A 16,262-nucleotide genomic window follows, 5' to 3' on the forward strand; every position below is an offset into this window, starting at 1 on the left:
CGTGTGACTTGTCGAGTATAGAGCCTGACGATTAGCTCGTCGAGCCCCTCTGACCTGCAGATTCGTCACAGAGATCAGTGAGTGCCCGTCAGGTGAGCGTGTAGCTTCCGCTGCTCTGTGAGCTCGAACGGTGCTCAGAAGATCGCGGCAGTCATGGGGTGAGTCGGTTCGGTCCGCGAAAGAGGAAGGCTGCCTCGCGGATGGACTCCAAGCCGTATGGCCATGAGGATGCGGCCCAGGCCGGCGCCGAGGCCGCTGTGGGGCGGGCAGCCGAAGCGGAAGATGTGTCAGGGAGTCCTGCATCGGCTCGGTGCTCATGCCCTTTCCTTGTCCTCCGCCTGCTTCAGCAGGACGTCGGTGCGATGCTCACGCTGAGCTCCAGTGGTGACCTCCAGGCCCTTCCACAGCAAGTCGAAGCTGAGTGTCAGGTCTGGCTGCCCCTCCGGGCGCATGTGGTAAAAGGGCTGGATGCTCGCCGGGTAGTGCGTGATGAACGCGAACTCGCGCCCGGTCCGCTCCTTCATGTGCGCGGCGATCCGACGCTCACCGTCTGGGTCCTGGTCCTCCTTCATCCCCTCCGAGTCCAAACCGCCGGCCCGCAGGACCTCCTGTGTCTCGGCCATCGTGATCTGCGGGATCGGCGTCTCAGGCACCGCCATGTCGACCCCGAAGATCTCGCGGATCCGCTCCCCGTGGACCTCGGCGACCTTGGCGATGGCGTGGGTGAGCATCCGCTCCTCGAAGGCCATGGTGTCCTCGACGTCGTCGATCCACGACAGTTCGATGTCTACACCGGTGAACTCGGTCGGGTGCCGGGAGGTGAACGACGGCTCGGCCCGGAAGACCGGCCCGATCTCGAAGACGCGGTCGATACTGGGGGCCCCCGCCATCTGCTTGTAGAACTGCGGCGACTGCGCTAAGTATGCCGAGCGGTCGAAGTACCCGAGTTTGAACACCTCCGCCCCGGACTCCGAGGCGGTCCCCATCAGCTTCGGGGTGTGCATCTCAGTGCAGCCGTGCTTCATGGCGTACTCGCGCAGCCCCTGCTCCAGGGTCGTCTGCACCGTGAACACCAGCTGGGCGGTCTCCCGCTTGCGGACGTCGAGGAACCGCCAGTCGAGCCGGTGCTCGGGCCCGGTGCGCTCGCCGATCGGCAGCAGGGCCTCCGCCAGGTTCAGCACCTCGACCGACTCGGGGACGAGCTCCAAGCCGCCGAGCTCGACCTGTGACGCGTCGAAGGCGCGTCCGGTGATCCGCACGGCGGACTCGGGGTCAGGGGACTCGAGCACGGACTCCAGCTGCCGTCGCGTTTTTGGGTCAGCTGGACCATGCCGGAGTGGTCGCGCAAGATGAGCACTTGCGTTCGATTTGGGCCCTTGGGGATCACCTGATCATGGCTAAAACCGCCCGCCTGTGCGAGATGTGCCTGATCGGGTGAGTGTGTTTCGGTCAATTAGATCTTGGCCTGATTTTCCTTAGCCCCTTTGGCTGGTGGTGAACTCTTGCTGAACTTTCTGGTCCTTCTCTATTCTCGCGAACTTGTGTCGCTGGGTAGTTTGGGGGAGCGGTGGCAGCTGGGGTTGAGGGGCCGGGTTCGTTTCTGTCGGAAGAGGATGAGCGACGTCTGCAGGAGGCTTACCGGAGACGGCTCAAGGAGTTCGATGAGATCGAAGCAGATCTCAAGGCGTCTCGCACCTTCCAGCGCATCTACTGGCTGTGCTTAGCAGGTGCGATCACGCTTGCTGCCCTTCTGGGCTACACGGTCATCGTGGGGCTCTGGCAGACCAAGCCGGCATTTGCTCGTTATGCGGGCCTAGTCGCCGTCACCTGCCTCTGGGTGGCAATGGGGTGGCTGCTCCTGAAGAACCGCAGGAAGATCGTAGACCGTACGGGCGCGCTGCGTAATGCGCTCCAGGACCGGCAGACGGCGGCAGCCGACCTGCCCCTCGACTCGCCTTCCGGTCTTCGGATCTATCGGGAGGCCTCACTTGACCTCATCGCTCAGTATCGGAAGTCGGCTAACGCTAACCGGCGCATCCATAATTTCTTCCAGCTGATCATCATCACGGGATCGATCGTCACTTCGACGCTGACCGCGATGAATGAGGGCAGTAGTCTGGTTCTTCGGATTATTACGTCTGCTCTGAGCGCGCTCGTCGGCATCTCGGCTGGTGTAACGGGGTATTTCAAGTTCCGTGAGCGTGGGTACAACCTTCAGTCGACGGCGGACGAGATTGAGAAGCATTACAACGCATCTCAGTTCATGCTCGATGATTATGCAGGCCATGGCGATGTCCCCCTTTCTGAAGGTGAGCGTCTTCGGAAATATGCAGGATTCGTTGAACGGCTGAAGGAAGAGCAGAGGAAGCGTGAACTGCAGCTCGAGCAGTCAAGCTCCTCGAGCGAGGAGCGAGCGGGTTGAGCGCGACGGCCGTCAGTGAATGGGTAGCGCGACACTGCCCCCTGCGCAGGTCATGCTCCCGGAGCTGGCTCGCGCTCCGATGCAGAATATGAAGCCACACGTGATCCGTTGGCTGCTGGCGCCGCGTTGGCAGTGGAGGGCCTGGCGCCTCAGGGGCGCGCACGGAGCGTCCCTGTCGCGCACGACGGCCTGGTGCCTCGTCGCTCTCGCTCAGGACCCTGCAAACATCGCTTTCGTTCGGCACGTGGCCGCCCAGCACCCGATGGAGAAGAGCGGTACGCCAGGGGTAGCTCTCGACTGTTGGACGGTACTGGGCCCGGATGAGCAAGCCAGACGCCGAGCCTGGCTCGACAAGTACGGGGCGACCCCTTTACGTCGGTTGGGAGTCCCGGAGGAGATCATCGAATTGGCTGGCCTCCAGGTCGTTGAGTGGAGGCTTCCTCCCGGCCCGGATGCTGCCTCCATCGTCGCCCAGAGCCGCCCGAACTCTGTGGAGAGCTCGGAGGGGGGTGAACCGAATGCGTGATTCCAAGCCATGATTGGCGATTTCGACGCTGTTGCGTCAATGACTACCTCATGACACTTGCGTCATGTCTTCATGGGTAGCGATCGACTTTGAGACGGCCAACGAACACAGGGCGAGCCCCTGCTCCGTCGGACTGGCGGCCGTGGATGGTGGACGGGTGGTGGACACCTGGTCGGCCCTTATTCAGCCGCCCGCGGCGCACGGGCACTTCAATCCGTACAACGTGGGGATCCACGGCATCTCCGCCGGTGACGTGGCAGCGGCGCCCGAGTGGGGCGCGGTGTTGCGCGACATCCTGACCTTCGCTGAGGGCCGTCCGCTCGTGGCCCACAACGCTGGGTTCGACATGAGCGTGATCCGAGCCGCATGTGATGCCGAAGGGATCGGCTGGCCTGAAGTTCAGTACACCTGTTCGCAGGTTGTTGCCCGACGTACCTGGAAGCTGTTGAGCTACGGGCTTACCTTCTGCATGGATGCTGCCGGCCTCCCCTTCGCTGATCACCATAACGCCGAGGCAGACGCCCGCGCCGCGGCTGAGGTCATGCTCGCCGCGATGCGTGAGGCGGGGGCGGTGTCGCTGGATGAGCTCCTGGCGAAGCACCAGATCCGCTGGGGTTCCATGACCCCCGATGGACAGTGGCGGGGGAGTCAGTACCAGGGTTCGGGCGAGCGGAAGCCTGTGCCCGGGGCGGACCCGAACGCAAACCCGGAAGGGGAGCTGTATGGGCTCACGGTGTGCATCACGGGCGCCCTCACGTCGATGAAGAGAGACGAAGCGTTCGCGCGGCTCGCCGCGGCTGGTGCACAGCCCGCGGAGAACATGACCAGGAAGACCAACATCCTGGTCTCTGCTTCCCAGACCCAGCTCAAGCCTGGCGACACGCTGAGCGGCAAGGCCAAGAAGGCGCAGGCCCTGCTCGAAGCCGGGCAGGACATTGAGGTTCTGGATGAGGACGAGTTTCTGCGCCGCCTGGGCTCCTGAGGCCCGGCCCGGCCTCTTGGACGCCCCGCCTCAGCTCGATATCTAAGCGGGGAGCGATCCCCGTTGGAGGTGAACGTACAGGTCAGCGCACATCAGGGATCAATCTGTGCGTGAGCGATGCGTGAGCGGACGGGCTCGGACGGATGCGGTCCGAGCCCGTCGGGGCTCACTCAGCTGGACGACAAGGGTCGCTGACCAGGCAAGTAAGGACACGTGGGGGTCAGGGGTGATCGTCTTGGACGATCTCTTCGGGACTCACAATCCGTCGGCCGTGGGTTCGAGTCCCACCCGCCCCACCGCAGGCCGCAGGTGCAGAAACGATTGCACCTGCGGCTTCGGCGTTTTCTGGGGCGGGGTGGGCGGGCAGGGCAAGGGACCGCGGGTCAGTCCCAGCCGATGGTGCGCTCGTCGGTGGCGGCGGAGTCCCAGCCGATCGTCCCGGGGCCGGCAGCCCGGACCGAGTCCCAGCCGATGGTGCCCGGAGCCGTGGCCGCCTGGACCGAGTCCCAGCCGATGGTGCCCGGGCCGGCGGTGACCGCGACGGCGGCGGTGCAGGACAGCAGAGCGGTGACGCCGGCGGCAGCGATCAGGCGAGCGGTGCGAGACATGGAATCCCCCTGCGGAACACGAGCGGCTTCAGTGCGGTGTGGATGGGCGCGCTGCACCGGTCCGGCCTTTCGTCCCTGGCCTGGGGTGGGGCTCCGCGCCCCGCCGTCCCGGTGAGCACCATCCTGCTGGGCGCCGTATAGAGGGAGAAGAGGATTCCGATGGCACCAAGGTGACAGGCACCAAGGTGACAGGGGCGAAGGTGACAGGGGCGAAGGTGCCGTCCCGATAGCCCCTACGGGATCCGGCCAGATCCGCTCCGCCCCCGCGGGCGTCGCCGAGGCGCCCGACGGCTGCCGGCAACCGGTCGCTCCACCGGCCCGCCACGCCCGGCCGCCGGATGGGGAGCGGGCCCGGCGAACAAGATCGAAAGAGACTGCCTATGGCCCGACCTGCGCACCTTTAGGATCAACCCGCGGCGGAACTTCATCCGCCGGGACCAACAGGCCGGGGGGCACAAGCATGCTGGAAGCTTTGGGACTGGACACCCTCGTAGAGGCCGTCTACCGGGAGATGCTCGCCGATCCGACCGGCGGGGTGGCCGAATTGGGCGCACGGCTGGGGATCACGGAGGCGGAGGTGCGCGAGGGGCTCGACCGGCTCGTCGACCTCGATCTGCTCACCCCCTCGCGCGACCACGCGGGCGGGCTGCGGGCCGTCAGCCCGGAGGCGGGACTGGAGCAGATCCTGCGCCGCCAGGAGGAGGAACTGGTCCGCCGTCAGCAGGAGCTGGCGGCGAGCAAGGCGGCCGCCGCCCGCGCGGTCGCGGAATTCGCGGGACTGCGGCCGAACACGGAGTCCGACGGCGCCGAACGGCTCGTGGGCCTCGACGCCATCCAGGCCCGGCTGGAGGTCCTCACCCGCAGCCTCACCGTCGAATGCCTCTCGATCATGCCGGGCGGCGCCCAGTCCCAGGCCAGCCTGGACGCCTCGCGGCCACTGGACGAGGACGCCCTGCGGCGCAAGGTCCAGCTGCGGTCGGTCTACCAGGACAGCGTGCGCAACGACCCCGCCACCCTGGCCTACGTGCAGTGGGAGACCGACCTCGGGGCCCAGGTGCGCACCAGCCCGGTACTGCCGCCCCGCCTGGTGATCTTCGACCGGAAGACCGCAGTGGTCCCCATCGACCCCGCGAACTCCAGGCTCGGCGCCCTCTGCACCACCGCCCCCGGCATCGTGGCCTCCCTCGTCAGCCTCTTCGAGCAGACCTGGGAACAGGCCGTCCCGCTCGGTGCCGCCCGCGAGCACCCCGCCGACGACGGCATCACCGCCGGCGAACGCGAACTGCTCAAGCTGCTGGCCTCCGGCCTGACCGACGAGGCCGCCGGCAAGCGGCTCGGGGTGTCCCTGCGCACCGTCCGCCGCCAGATGGCCGCGCTGATGGAACGCCTCAACGCCACCAGCCGCTTCGAGGCCGGCCTGCGCGCCGCCCAGCGCGGCTGGCTCTGAGGGGCACCGCGGCCGCGGACGCCCCGAGCGGGCATCCGCGGCCGCGGCCGCGGGGGGAACCGGCTAGAAGTTCTCCGTCTCCTCCACCAGGTGGCGCAGCACGTCCGTGAGGTCCCCGCGGCGGGCGAAGACCGTACGCTGCCGGGCGGCCCCCGACCCGTCGCGCAGCAGCCCGCCCAGGGTCTTGGCCGCGTGGTCCAGATCACCCACGGCGGCCAGGTCCCCGGCCACCAGGTCGAGCAGCGCCTCCGCCAGAGCGGCGGCCGGGATCTCGGCGCCCGTGTACGGGTCCAGGCCGAAGCCCTCCAGACCGTCGTGCGCCGCCCGCCAGCGCGCGAGACGCAGTACGTCGTCCCGTACGGGCGGTTCCGGCCGGCCCTCGGCGATCGCGCGCAGCGCCGAGGCCACCAGGGCGCGCCCCAGCTCCGCCTGGAGCACGGCCGTGTCGATGTCCGACGACATGTCGGGCGCCCGGATCTCGAGCGTGGGCCAGTTCCCGGACGGACGCAGGTCCCAGTAGACCATCTTGGTGTCCAGGGCCGCCCCGGAGCCGAGCAGGGTCTGCACGGAGTGCCGGAAGTGGGCCGTGGACGTGAAGTGCGGGGGCAGCCCCGCCGAGGGCCAGCCCGACCAGGCCATGGCCCGCCAGCTGGAGTGACCGGTGTCCCGGCCGCCCCAGAAGGGGGAATTGGCCGCCAGCGCGATCAGCGTGGGCAGCCACGGTCTGACCCGGTTGGACACGGCCACCGCCGTGTCCACGTCGAGGGTGCCGATGTGGATGTGGCGGCCGCAGCTCACCAGGGTGTCCGTCAGCGCGCCGAACCGCCGGTGCTGCTCCCGCTGGCGCGGCTCGTCGTCGGTCAGGTGCAGGGGCCCCTCCACCGCCATCACGGGCGAGGGGGCGGCCAGCAGCCGGCAGCCGTGTTCACGGGCCGCCGCGGAGAGGGAACGCCGCAGGACGGCGAGCTCCTCGCGGAGGGTCACCGCCGAATCCGCGACCGGAGTGGAGATCTCCACCTGGTACCGGGTCCCCTCGGCGTGCAGCTGCTGCGGGAGCCCGGCGGCGGTGGCGAGGACGAGCGGAGCGGCGGGGACCACCCGCAAGGTGGTGGCGTCGACGAGCAGGAACTCCTCCTCGACCCCGACCGTGAGGGGGACGGGAACCCCGCTCACGATGGCGCTCGTTGTGCTGTTGCCAGGTTCGATCACTACGCCTCCCTGGACATACGAGTCTTTTCATCATGAGCCGAACAGGAGGCGTGGAGGGTACGTCGATCCGGTCAAATCTCGGGTGATAGTGGCGAGTTAGCGGTAAGATCGGGCGCGCCGTGGGGCCCCGGCTCCGCGTGGTGAGGGCGTGGCCGGTGGGTGCACGCCCGCCGGGCTCGAGGGCGGCGCTAGACGGGCCTGGTTACCATCCCGTGTGACCGGTACCGCCTCCCCCCTCCGACCCGCGCGACGCGTATTCGCCGACCTGACCCCGCTGCGCACCTCCGCCCACTACCGGCGGCTGTGGGTGGGCGGCACCATCTCCTGGATGGGCCAGGCGATGACCGCCCTCGCGATCTCGCTCCAGGTCTACGAGATCACCGGCTCCAGCTTCTCCGTCGGCCTGGTCGGGCTCTTCTCGCTCGTCCCGCTCGTCGCCTTCGGCCTGTACGGCGGCGCCATCGCCGACACCGTGGACCGGCGCAAGCTCGGCCTCTACAGCCAGAGCGGGCTCACCGTCCTGTCCTTCGGCCTGGCCGCGGCCGCGCTGCTCGACTACCACCGGGTCTGGCTGCTCTACACCGTCGTCGCCCTCCAGTCCGTCTGCGGGGCGCTGAACGGACCCGCCCGCTCGGCCATGATCCCCAAGCTGCTGCCGCCCGAGCAGCTGCCCGCCGCCAACGCCCTGAACTCCGTCACCATGACCTCCGGGACGATGCTGGGGCCGGTGCTGGGCGGCGTGATCGTCGGCTGGTGGGGCTACCAGGCGGCCTACCTCGTCGACGCGGTGACCTTCGCGGCCGCCCTGTACGCCATGTGGCGGCTGCCCTCGATGCTGCCGGAGGGCCGCACCAAGGGCGGGCGGGCCTCCGTCCTCGACGGCCTGCGCTTCCTCGGGACCCGCCCCAACATCCGGATGACCTTCTTCGCCGACCTGGCCGCCATGGTGCTGGCGCATCCGAGGGCACTGTTCCCGGCCGTCGCCGTGCTCTGGTACGGCGGCGACGCCAAGACGGTCGGCCTGCTGGTGGCCGCCCCCGCGGTGGGCGCGCTGCTGGGCGGGCTGTTCTCCGGCTGGCAGGGCCGGATCCGGCGCCACGGGCTGGCGATCCTGCTCTCCGTCGGGGCGTGGGGGCTGGCCATCGCCGTCTTCGGCCTGACGCGGAACCTCTGGCTGGGACTGGTCTTCCTGGCGGCGGCCGGCTGCGCCGACACCGTCTCGATGGTGTTCCGCAGCACGATGATGCAGGCCGCCACCCCGGACGAGATGCGGGGGCGCCTCCAGGGCGTGTTCATCGTGGTCGTCGCGGGCGGACCCCGGCTGGGGGACTTCCTCGCCGGAACCGTCGCCGACCTGACCTCGCCGACGGTGGCCGTCACGGGGGGAGGAGTCGCGTGCGTGCTGGTGCTGTGCGGGCTCGCCGCGCGGTGGCGCTCGTTCGCCCGCTACGACGCGCGCTCGCCCCAGGCGTAGCGGGCGCGCGCCTCCGTGCCGGAACGCCGTTGGCGCGGGGCGCCGTTCGCGGGACGGGCTCAGCTTGCGGGACGGGCTCAGCTCGCGGGGGCGACGATCCCCCGGGCCACCCCGAGGGCGACCAGGTCCTGCGGCCGGATGCGCAGCTGGTCCGCCGTGGCGGGGGCCTCCTCCGCGGGGCGCTTCAGGATGGCCGCCGCCAGTTCCGGGGCGATCACCGAGAAGTAGCTGTCCGGGGTGACCCAGGTGTTCTCGGGCGCGGCCAGGGCGAGCGCCCCGCCCGAACCACCCTCGCCGATCAGCAGGGTGGTCACCGGTACGGAGGCCTCCGCGAGCGCCGCGAAGGCGTCGGCGATGGCCGGGCCGGCGCCGGCGTGTTCGGCGGCGGCGTCGTTGGCCGCGCCGGGGGTGTCCACCAGGGTGAGCACCGGGATCCCCAGCCGGTCCGCGAGGCGGATCACCCGGGCCGCCGTACGGTAGCCCGCCGGGCGGGTGGCGGTGCCGCACTGGGCCGCGTACGCGACGGCCCGCCCCCCGCGCAGCCCGAACCCGCACAGCATCCCGGGATCGGCGGCCCCGGCCCGGTCGCCGCGCAGCGGCAGGCGCAGCTCGAAGTAGGCCCGCAAGTACGCCTCCGCCCGCGGGCGGTCCGGGTGCCGCGCCTGCCGGACGGCGTCCCAGCCCGTCTCCGGGGGCGTCGCGCGGGCCAGCGCCGCCGGGGGCTCGACCGCCCCGTCCGGGCGCGGCGCGGTCAGCACCCGCAGCCAGTCCGCGACGGCCGCCGGGAGCTCCGCGGCGGGCACGACGGCGTCGACGTGCCCGGCGGCGTACTGCCCCTCGGCGGTGTAGGCCGCCGGATCGGCGTCCGCCGGCCGCACCCGGGACCCCGCGAAGCCGACCTGCGCCCCGGGCAGCGCCAGCACCACGTCGGCCCCCGCCCCGAGGGTGGCCCACCCGCCGCCGGTGGTCGGGTCGCGCAGCACCGCGATCTGCGGCAGCCCGGCGGCCCGGGTGAGCACGCACTGCCGCGCCACCCGCTGGAGCTGGGTCAGCGCCAGCATCCCCTCCTGCATCCGGGACCCGCCGGTGGCGATCAGGGACACCAGCGGCAGGCGCCGCTCCCGGGCGTGCCGGTACGCGGCCTCGAGCCGGTCTCCGGTGTGCTGCCCGAGGGAGCCGCCGAGGAAGCCGAACTCGAAGGAGATGACCGCCGCCGGACGGCCGCCAATGAGGGCGGTGCCGATGACGACGGACTCCTGCTCGCCGGTCCGCGCGGTGGCACGGGCCCGGGAGGCGTCGTAGCCGGTCCAGCCGATGGGGCCGTCGTCGGGGGACTCCGCGCGGGGGACGGGGAGTTCGGCGAACGTACGGGGATCGGTGAGGGCGGCGATGGCGGCACGGGCCGAGAGGCGGATCGTCACGCAGCCACCCTAGGCGGAGCCCGCTCGCGAGGCCATGGACTAGGGGCGGGGGCGGGGGCTGGGGCGGGGCGGGGTTTCGGGGGCGGGGTTCCGGCGGGGCGGTGTCGGGGCTGGTTTGGGGGTTTCCCGTCAGTCCCATCGTCCTTCCGGTTCGGGCCGGCCTGTCAAGGGCGCTCCTTCGTCGCGTCGCTTCGCGATGTCGCTTCGCTCCACCCTTGACAGGCCGTCCCGCCCCGGAAAGACAAGGACTGCCGGGAAGCCCCCAAAAGAACGGTCACGGGGCAAGAGTCGGAGGGACGGGCCCCTCAGTGACGAGGCGGGCGGCCGGGGACGGTCCGTCGGGCATCCGGGCCCCCGAAGACCCTCGGCGGTCCACCCCCGCGCGTCAGATCGCTACGCGCTCCTCCCGGCTTGGCGTCCGGCGGTCGTCATGGGCTGATACCCGCTCGAAATGTCGATCAGGGGCCCTTTCGGGAGCGGTGGGCGCGTCAGATCGCTACGCGCTCCTCCCGGCTTGGCGTCCGGCGGTCGCCATGGGCTGATACCCGCACCACATGACCATCAGGGCACCCTCGCGGGCCTCTCACGGGTCTCTCAATGGTCTGTCGGAGCCTGGGGACGCCTTCTTCAACGGCAGACTCCGACAGAGACCCTTTACGCCTCACCCACGCCCATCAAGAGTGGCCAAAAGGGACTATCGGCCTCGCTGGTGGGCCACACACCACAGGCGGGCCGCAGACGCCTCCCGGGCGGAAGCGCGTAGCGATCTGACGCGCCCACGGGCCCCGGATGCGGCCCTGATCGTCATTTGGTGCGGGTATCGGCCCCGGACGGTCGCCCGACGCTATGCCGTGAGGAGGGTGTAGCGATCTGACGCGCGAGGGTGGACCGCCGACGGTCTCTGAGGGCCCGGATGCCCAGCAAGCCGACGCCTGGCCCCTCGTCTCGTCGCTGAGGGGCCCGTCCCTCGCCTTCCTGCCCCGTGACCGTTCTTTTGGGGGTTCCCGGCAGTCTTTCGGCTTTCCTGGGCGGGTCGGTCGGTCAAGGGTGGCCGAAGGCCATCGCGTAGCGACGCGAACGAAGTGAGCGCCCTTGAGGGACCGGCACGAACCGGAAGGACGATGGGACTGACGGGAAACCCCCGAACCGGCCCTGAGACCGCCCGAGGGGATCTCCCTACAGTCCCGCCTCCCACACCACCGTCGTGCCCCGCGTGCCCGCTTCCGTGCGGCCGTCGTCGGAGACCGTCAGGCGGACTCGGGACGGGGTCGCGTCGATCTCGACCTCGATCGACGTGACCTCGCTGCGCCGGTGTGCCGCCGCCAGGGCGCCGCGCAGGGTCGACAGGAGCGCGGACGTCACCGGGTCCGGGAGGAGGGCGTCCACCGGTCCCGCGAAGTGCACCGACGGCTGGAACCCCAGCAGTACGGCGGCTCCGCCCGTTTCGCGCAGCACTCGCCCCCGGAACGTCGTCGGGGCGTCGGTCGGGGGTTGCTGGAGGGCGAAGATGGCCGTGCGGACCTCCTGGATGGTGGAGTCCAGCTCGTCCACGGCGCGGCCCAGCTCCTCGCCGACTTCGTCGCCGCCCTCTCCGTCTCCCCCCTCTTCGCCCGTCGCCGCGTTGGCCGACCGCCGCCGCGTGCTCTCCAGCATCATCTCCGTGGCGAACAGCCGCTGCACCACCAGGTCGTGCAGGTCGCGCGCGATCCGGTCGCGGTCCTCGTACACGGCCAGCTGCTCCCGGTCGTGCTGCGCGTCCGCCAGGACCAGGGCCAGTGCGGCCTGCGAGGCGAACTGCGAGGCCAGCAGCCGGTCCACCGCGTCGTACGGCTGCCCGCCCCGGGCCCTGGGCAGGGCCAGGGTCCCGATCAGCTGCCCGCCGCTCTGCAGCGGCAGCATCATGCTCGGCCCGAAGCGCTCGCGTACGTGGGTGGTCATCCGGGGATCGGTCGCGGAGTCCTCTATGAAGACGGGCTCACCGCCGAGGAGTTGCTCCAGTACGGGCGAACCGGGGGCGATGGCGGTGCCGACCAGGTCGCCGGGGTCCCCGTGCGTCGAGGCGGCCACGATCTCCATGCCGCCCTCCGGCGTCGGCTGGAGCACCACACCGGCCGCCGCGTCCGCCAGCAGCCGGGCGCGTTCGGCCACGCACATCAGGGCGTCCGCCGCCGGGCGTCCCGCCAGCAGGGTGGTGGTGACGGCGGCCGCGCCCTCGATCCAGCGTTCGCGCCGGCGCGCGGTCTCGTACAGCCGGGCGTTGCCGATCGCTATGCCGGCCTGCGAGGCCAGGACGCGCATCAGCGCGAGGTCCTCGTCCGTGAAGGGGCCGCCGCCGCGCTTCTCGGTGAGGTAGAGGTTGCCGAAGACCTCGGTGTGCACCCGGATCGGCACGCCCAGGAAGCTGCGCATGGGCGGGTGGCCGGGCGGGAAGCCCGCCGCTCGGGGGTCCCTCGTCAGGTCGTCCAGCAGCAGGGGCCGGGGGTCGGTGATCAGCGCGCCGAGTACGCCGGTGCGGCCGTCGGGCAGCCGGGGGATCGCGGCGCGTTCGGCGTCGGTCATGCCGGAGGTGAACAGCTGGGTCAGCCGGACGCGCTCGGGGTCGACGACCCCGAGCGCTCCGTACCGCGCCCCGCACAGGTCGGTGGCGGAGTCCACGACGTGCTGGAGGGTGGTGTGCAGCTCCAGTTCGGAGCCGACGCTGAGGACCGCCTCCAGCAGCGCCGGGAGGCTCGACGGCACACCGGCCCCGCCGGTCCCGGCGGCGCCGGCGGGTCCGTCCAGGGTCATCCGGCCAGCGGGTTGAGGACCATGGGGGCGATTTTTCCTTCCAGCATCGCGCCGAGTCCCAGCACGGCGCACACGTCGGGCCGTTCGGCGATGGCCACGGGCATTCCGGTGGAGTCCCGCAGCATCTGGTCCAGGCCCGGCAGCAGGGCGCTGCCGCCCACCATCATGATCCCCCGGTCCGTCAGGTCCGCGACCAGGTCGGGCGGGCAGTCCCGCAGCACCTTGCCGATGCCGTCGAGGACGGCCGTCAGCGGGGTGTGGATGGCGTCCCGCACGGCGGCGGTGTCCACGTGGACGGAGCGGGCGAGTCCGGTGGCGACGTCCCGGCCGTGGATCAGGGTGGAGGCCGGGCCGTCGGGGGTGATGCCGTTGCCGTGCAGGGCCAGCTGGAGGGGGCGTACGGCCTGGCTCGGCAGCATCAGTTCGTGGGCGTGGCGCAGGTGCTGGACCACCGCGTGGTCGATGGCCTCGCCGCCGACGGGGATCCGCTGGGCGGTGACGATCGAGCCGAGGGAGAGCACCGCGATCTGGGTGGCCGCCGCACCGCACACCATGATCATGGTCGCGGTCGGCTGTTCCACGGGCAGGCCGCAGCCGACGGCGGCCGCGATCAGGGTGTCGACGAGTTCGACGCGCCGGGCGCCGAGTCCGACCATGGTCTCCACGGCCGCCCGCTGGGCGAGCGGATCGGCGTCGTGCGGGGTGCAGCAGGCGGCGCGCAGTCGGGGCTTGCGGCGCAGGGCGCGGCGCAGTTTCTCGCCGAGGAGGTGACGCAGCATCCGCTGGGCCATCTCGATGTCGACGACGGTGCCTCCGGAGACGGGGCGCACGACGCGGATGTAGTCGGGTGTGCGGCCGGTCATCCGCTCGGCGAAGGTGCCGACGGCGATGAGGGCGCCGGTGCGGGTGTTGACGGCGGCGACGCTGGGCTCGTCGACGACCAGCCCCGGTCCCTTGACGTAGACGCGGGTCCTCGCGGCTCCCAGGTCGACGGCGACGTGGCAGCGGCGCAACTGCTCAAGACTGACGGTCACGGCAGATCCTCCCGAGAGCGCGGACGAAGGATGAGAGACCGGCAACCGCCGATCGCATTTCACATCTTCTCGGATAAAGGGGTCATACCGCCCGCTGGGCTGGTCCGGGTGGGGTCATGGCGTACGGGTGAGGGGTGCTGCACGGGGGTGGATTTCTGTACCGACAGGCAGCAGCATGCGCGCACCATCCGCGCTACCCGTGCGTAACAAGGTAAAGGGGACCCGATGCTGACGCCCCGCCAGAGACTCCTGGCGCTCCTGACCCTCTGCCTGGCCCTCCTGGCACCCCTTCCGGCCCAGGCCGCCGTCCCCCGGGCGGCCGAGGACGCCGCCGCCCGCAATCCGGTGGTCTTCGTGCACGGCTACAACGCCGACCCGGGGGTCTGGGGGTCCCTGCGCGAGGACCTCAGGGCCGACGGGTACGCCGATTCGGAGCTCTTCTCCTTCGGCTACGACACCCACCAGTCCGTCAACGAAGTGCTCTCCGGACGCCTCGCCGCCTACGTCGACCAGGTCCGCCGGCAGACCGGCGCCGCCCGCGTGGACCTCGTGGGGCACTCCTTCGGCTCACTCGTCAGCCGCTGGTACGTCAAGTACGGCGGCGGCGACGCGGCCGTGGACCACTGGGTCTCCCTGGCGGGCCCCAACCACGGCACGTCCACCGCCTGGGCCTGCGCCCTGTGGGACCAGGCCTGCCGCGACATGACCCCGGGCTCGTACGTGACGAAGAACCTCGCCGCCGGTGACGAGACCCCGGGCGCGGTCAGGTACGCCACCTTCTGGTCGGAGTGCGACGAGGTGGTCAACCCCGACGGCAGCGTCCCGCTCGCCGGGGCCCTCAACACGCCGGTCGGCTGCCTGAAGCACAACGACCTGCTCGGTGACGACACCACCTCGGCCGGAGTCCGCGCCTTCCTGCGGGGCTGACCGGAGGCGGCCCTACCCCTCCTGCACCCGCTGGAGCAGCCCGTACGTGAACTCCGCCACCAGCGGCCGGTCCGACGCGGTGAACGCGAGCCGCCAGCGCGTCGGCGCCGTGCCCTCCATCGGCCGCGCCGGCGCGAAGGCCCGCGCCACCTCGTCCACCGTCGCCGACCAGGGCCGCAGGTCACCGGCCGTCTCCAGTACGGGTCCCCGTGCGCCCGGGGCCCGGACCAGCCACTCGTTCCACACCGCCCCGTCCGGCGCGGCCAGCACCTCGAACCGCAGCTCCGGCCACAGCGGCACCGGCCACAGCAGGGCCTCGCACCCCAGGTCCCCGATGGTGCGCCGCTCCACGGACTCCGGCGGGCCGAGCACCGACCGGTAACGCGCCAGGGCCCCGCGGGACCTGGGGGAGCGGACCATCGCCTGCCAGCGCCGGTTGGCCTCCCGCTGCTCCGCGAGGGTGGCGCCGAGGCGCAGCCGGGCCTCCTCGGCCAGGCCGGGCTGGAAGTCCGCCATCCTGCGCAGCAGCACCAGCTGGAAGGCGGCCGGCCCGAAGGCTCCCGGACGCCCGGGAGTCGGGGTCGCTGTCATGGAAGTAACGATTCCACACAGGATCCTTACGTTCCCGGAATGCTTATGTTGCCGGGGACCGCATAGCCTGCGGTCGCCATGAACTACTTCTGCCCCGCCTGTCAGAGGCACCTCAACGGCGCGCTCGCCTGCGCCGGGTGCGGAACCCCGGCCGAGCACCTGGTGGTCGCCGCGCCGAGCGCGCCGTCCCCGGGCCCCGAGCCGCAGCCCGCGCTGGCCGAGGTGTTCGCCGATTCGCTCGTCGTGCTGTCGGGCCCCCACGAGGGCCGCGCCGGCACCCGCAAGCGCGCCGCCACCCGCCGCAGACGGGGCCGGGGCGTGCTCGCGCTCGGGCTGGGTCTGGTGCTGGCGACCGGGGGCTCGATCGCCGTGGCCCGGATCGTGGCCGACGACGAGGGCGCCGACCGGGCGGACAAGGTGGTGCTGACCGACGACGGGCCGAAGCAGCCGGACCCGCTGCCCAGCGGGGAGGGACCGGCCGTGCCCTCGGTCCTGCCGAAGGGCTCCGGCGGGGCGGCGAAGGCGGCCCGGCCCAGCGGCAGCCCGAGCGCCTCGGCGCAGCCGTCGGGGAGCGCGAGCGCCTCCGCCTCGGAGGCGACGCCCTCGCAGAAAGGTTCCAGCAGCGGGGCATCCGTAAAACCGACACAGCCGGGACAGCCCGCGCCGGGCCCCACCGGCACGGCGCAGCCCACCCGGCCGAGCCCGACGAGCACGACGGGCAAGCCGAAGCCGAAGCCGACCGAGACCTGCGTGTTCTGGATCTTCTGCTGACCGGGCCTCACGGCCGGTACGGCACGTCCGGTGTGCAGGGCAGCTCCGATCCGTGCGGCCCCC

General features: G+C 71.2%; 13 protein-coding genes. 6 read left to right on the top strand and 7 right to left on the bottom strand.

Going from position 1 to position 16,262, the window contains the following annotated elements:
• Positions 1 to 314: 314 nt before the first annotated feature.
• Positions 315 to 1,289: an amino acid--tRNA ligase-related protein gene (locus ACZ51S_RS15905; protein WP_468961081.1), complete on the bottom strand. Its 975-nt coding sequence runs from the start codon at positions 1,287 to 1,289 to the stop codon at positions 315 to 317.
• A gap of 278 nt (positions 1,290 to 1,567) precedes the next feature.
• On the opposite strand from ACZ51S_RS15905, the gene ACZ51S_RS15910 reads away from it, so the two are divergent.
• Both ACZ51S_RS15910 and ACZ51S_RS15915 read left to right on the top strand, forming a co-directional pair.
• Complete coding sequence (locus ACZ51S_RS15910) at positions 1,568 to 2,422, top strand: DUF4231 domain-containing protein (protein WP_468961083.1); 855 nt, start codon at positions 1,568 to 1,570, stop codon at positions 2,420 to 2,422.
• A gap of 590 nt (positions 2,423 to 3,012) precedes the next feature.
• Positions 3,013 to 3,930, top strand: a complete 918-nt coding sequence (locus tag ACZ51S_RS15915) for an exonuclease domain-containing protein (protein ID WP_468961084.1) — start codon at positions 3,013 to 3,015, stop codon at positions 3,928 to 3,930.
• Positions 3,931 to 4,313: 383 nt separating this feature from the next.
• Here ACZ51S_RS15915 and ACZ51S_RS15920 read toward each other — a convergent pair whose 3' ends face one another.
• A complete protein-coding gene (locus ACZ51S_RS15920) occupies positions 4,314 to 4,538 on the bottom strand; it encodes a hypothetical protein (RefSeq protein ID WP_468478311.1) in 225 nt (74 codons plus the stop codon).
• A 460-nt stretch (positions 4,539 to 4,998) separates the two neighbouring features.
• Between ACZ51S_RS15920 and ACZ51S_RS15925 the strand changes: the two genes are divergently transcribed.
• Positions 4,999 to 5,985: a helix-turn-helix transcriptional regulator gene (locus ACZ51S_RS15925; protein WP_468961086.1), complete on the top strand. Its 987-nt coding sequence runs from the start codon at positions 4,999 to 5,001 to the stop codon at positions 5,983 to 5,985.
• Positions 5,986 to 6,048: 63 nt separating this feature from the next.
• Here the strand turns inward: ACZ51S_RS15925 and ACZ51S_RS15930 are convergent, their stop codons facing one another.
• Positions 6,049 to 7,158: a carboxylate-amine ligase gene (locus tag ACZ51S_RS15930; RefSeq protein WP_468478313.1), complete on the bottom strand. Its 1,110-nt coding sequence runs from the start codon at positions 7,156 to 7,158 to the stop codon at positions 6,049 to 6,051.
• A 250-nt stretch (positions 7,159 to 7,408) separates the two neighbouring features.
• Here ACZ51S_RS15930 and ACZ51S_RS15935 point away from each other — a divergent pair, with 250 nt between their 5' ends.
• Positions 7,409 to 8,668: an MFS transporter gene (locus ACZ51S_RS15935; RefSeq protein ID WP_468478314.1), complete on the top strand. Its 1,260-nt coding sequence runs from the start codon at positions 7,409 to 7,411 to the stop codon at positions 8,666 to 8,668.
• Between the two features lie 77 nt (positions 8,669 to 8,745).
• Here the strand turns inward: ACZ51S_RS15935 and ACZ51S_RS15940 are convergent, their stop codons facing one another.
• The 3 genes from ACZ51S_RS15940 to ACZ51S_RS15950 all read right to left on the bottom strand — a co-directional run bounded on the left by ACZ51S_RS15940 (position 8,746) and on the right by ACZ51S_RS15950 (position 13,910).
• Complete coding sequence (locus ACZ51S_RS15940; protein ID WP_468961088.1) at positions 8,746 to 10,089, bottom strand: carboxyl transferase domain-containing protein; 1,344 nt, start codon at positions 10,087 to 10,089, stop codon at positions 8,746 to 8,748.
• A 1,176-nt stretch (positions 10,090 to 11,265) separates the two neighbouring features.
• Positions 11,266 to 12,876: a sensor histidine kinase gene (locus ACZ51S_RS15945; RefSeq protein WP_468801978.1), complete on the bottom strand. Its 1,611-nt coding sequence runs from the start codon at positions 12,874 to 12,876 to the stop codon at positions 11,266 to 11,268.
• A complete protein-coding gene (locus tag ACZ51S_RS15950) occupies positions 12,873 to 13,910 on the bottom strand; it encodes a rod shape-determining protein (RefSeq protein ID WP_388939099.1) in 1,038 nt (345 codons plus the stop codon). Before ACZ51S_RS15950 ends, ACZ51S_RS15945 begins: the two co-directional genes overlap by 4 nt.
• 225 nt (positions 13,911 to 14,135) lie before the next feature.
• Between ACZ51S_RS15950 and ACZ51S_RS15955 the strand changes: the two genes are divergently transcribed.
• Positions 14,136 to 14,837 (top strand): esterase/lipase family protein, encoded by a 702-nt coding sequence (locus ACZ51S_RS15955; protein ID WP_468478316.1) that lies wholly within the window; start codon positions 14,136 to 14,138, stop codon positions 14,835 to 14,837.
• A 12-nt stretch (positions 14,838 to 14,849) separates the two neighbouring features.
• On the opposite strand, the gene ACZ51S_RS15960 is transcribed toward ACZ51S_RS15955, so the two are convergent.
• Positions 14,850 to 15,428, bottom strand: coding sequence for a hypothetical protein (locus ACZ51S_RS15960; protein WP_468801977.1), 579 nt, complete (start codon positions 15,426 to 15,428; stop codon positions 14,850 to 14,852).
• Positions 15,429 to 15,506: 78 nt separating this feature from the next.
• On the opposite strand from ACZ51S_RS15960, the gene ACZ51S_RS15965 reads away from it, so the two are divergent.
• Positions 15,507 to 16,199, top strand: coding sequence for an SCO2400 family protein (locus tag ACZ51S_RS15965; RefSeq protein ID WP_468884007.1), 693 nt, complete (start codon positions 15,507 to 15,509; stop codon positions 16,197 to 16,199).
• Positions 16,200 to 16,262 lie beyond the last annotated feature (63 nt).

The organism is Streptomyces sp. NPDC034043, assembly GCF_055575675.1.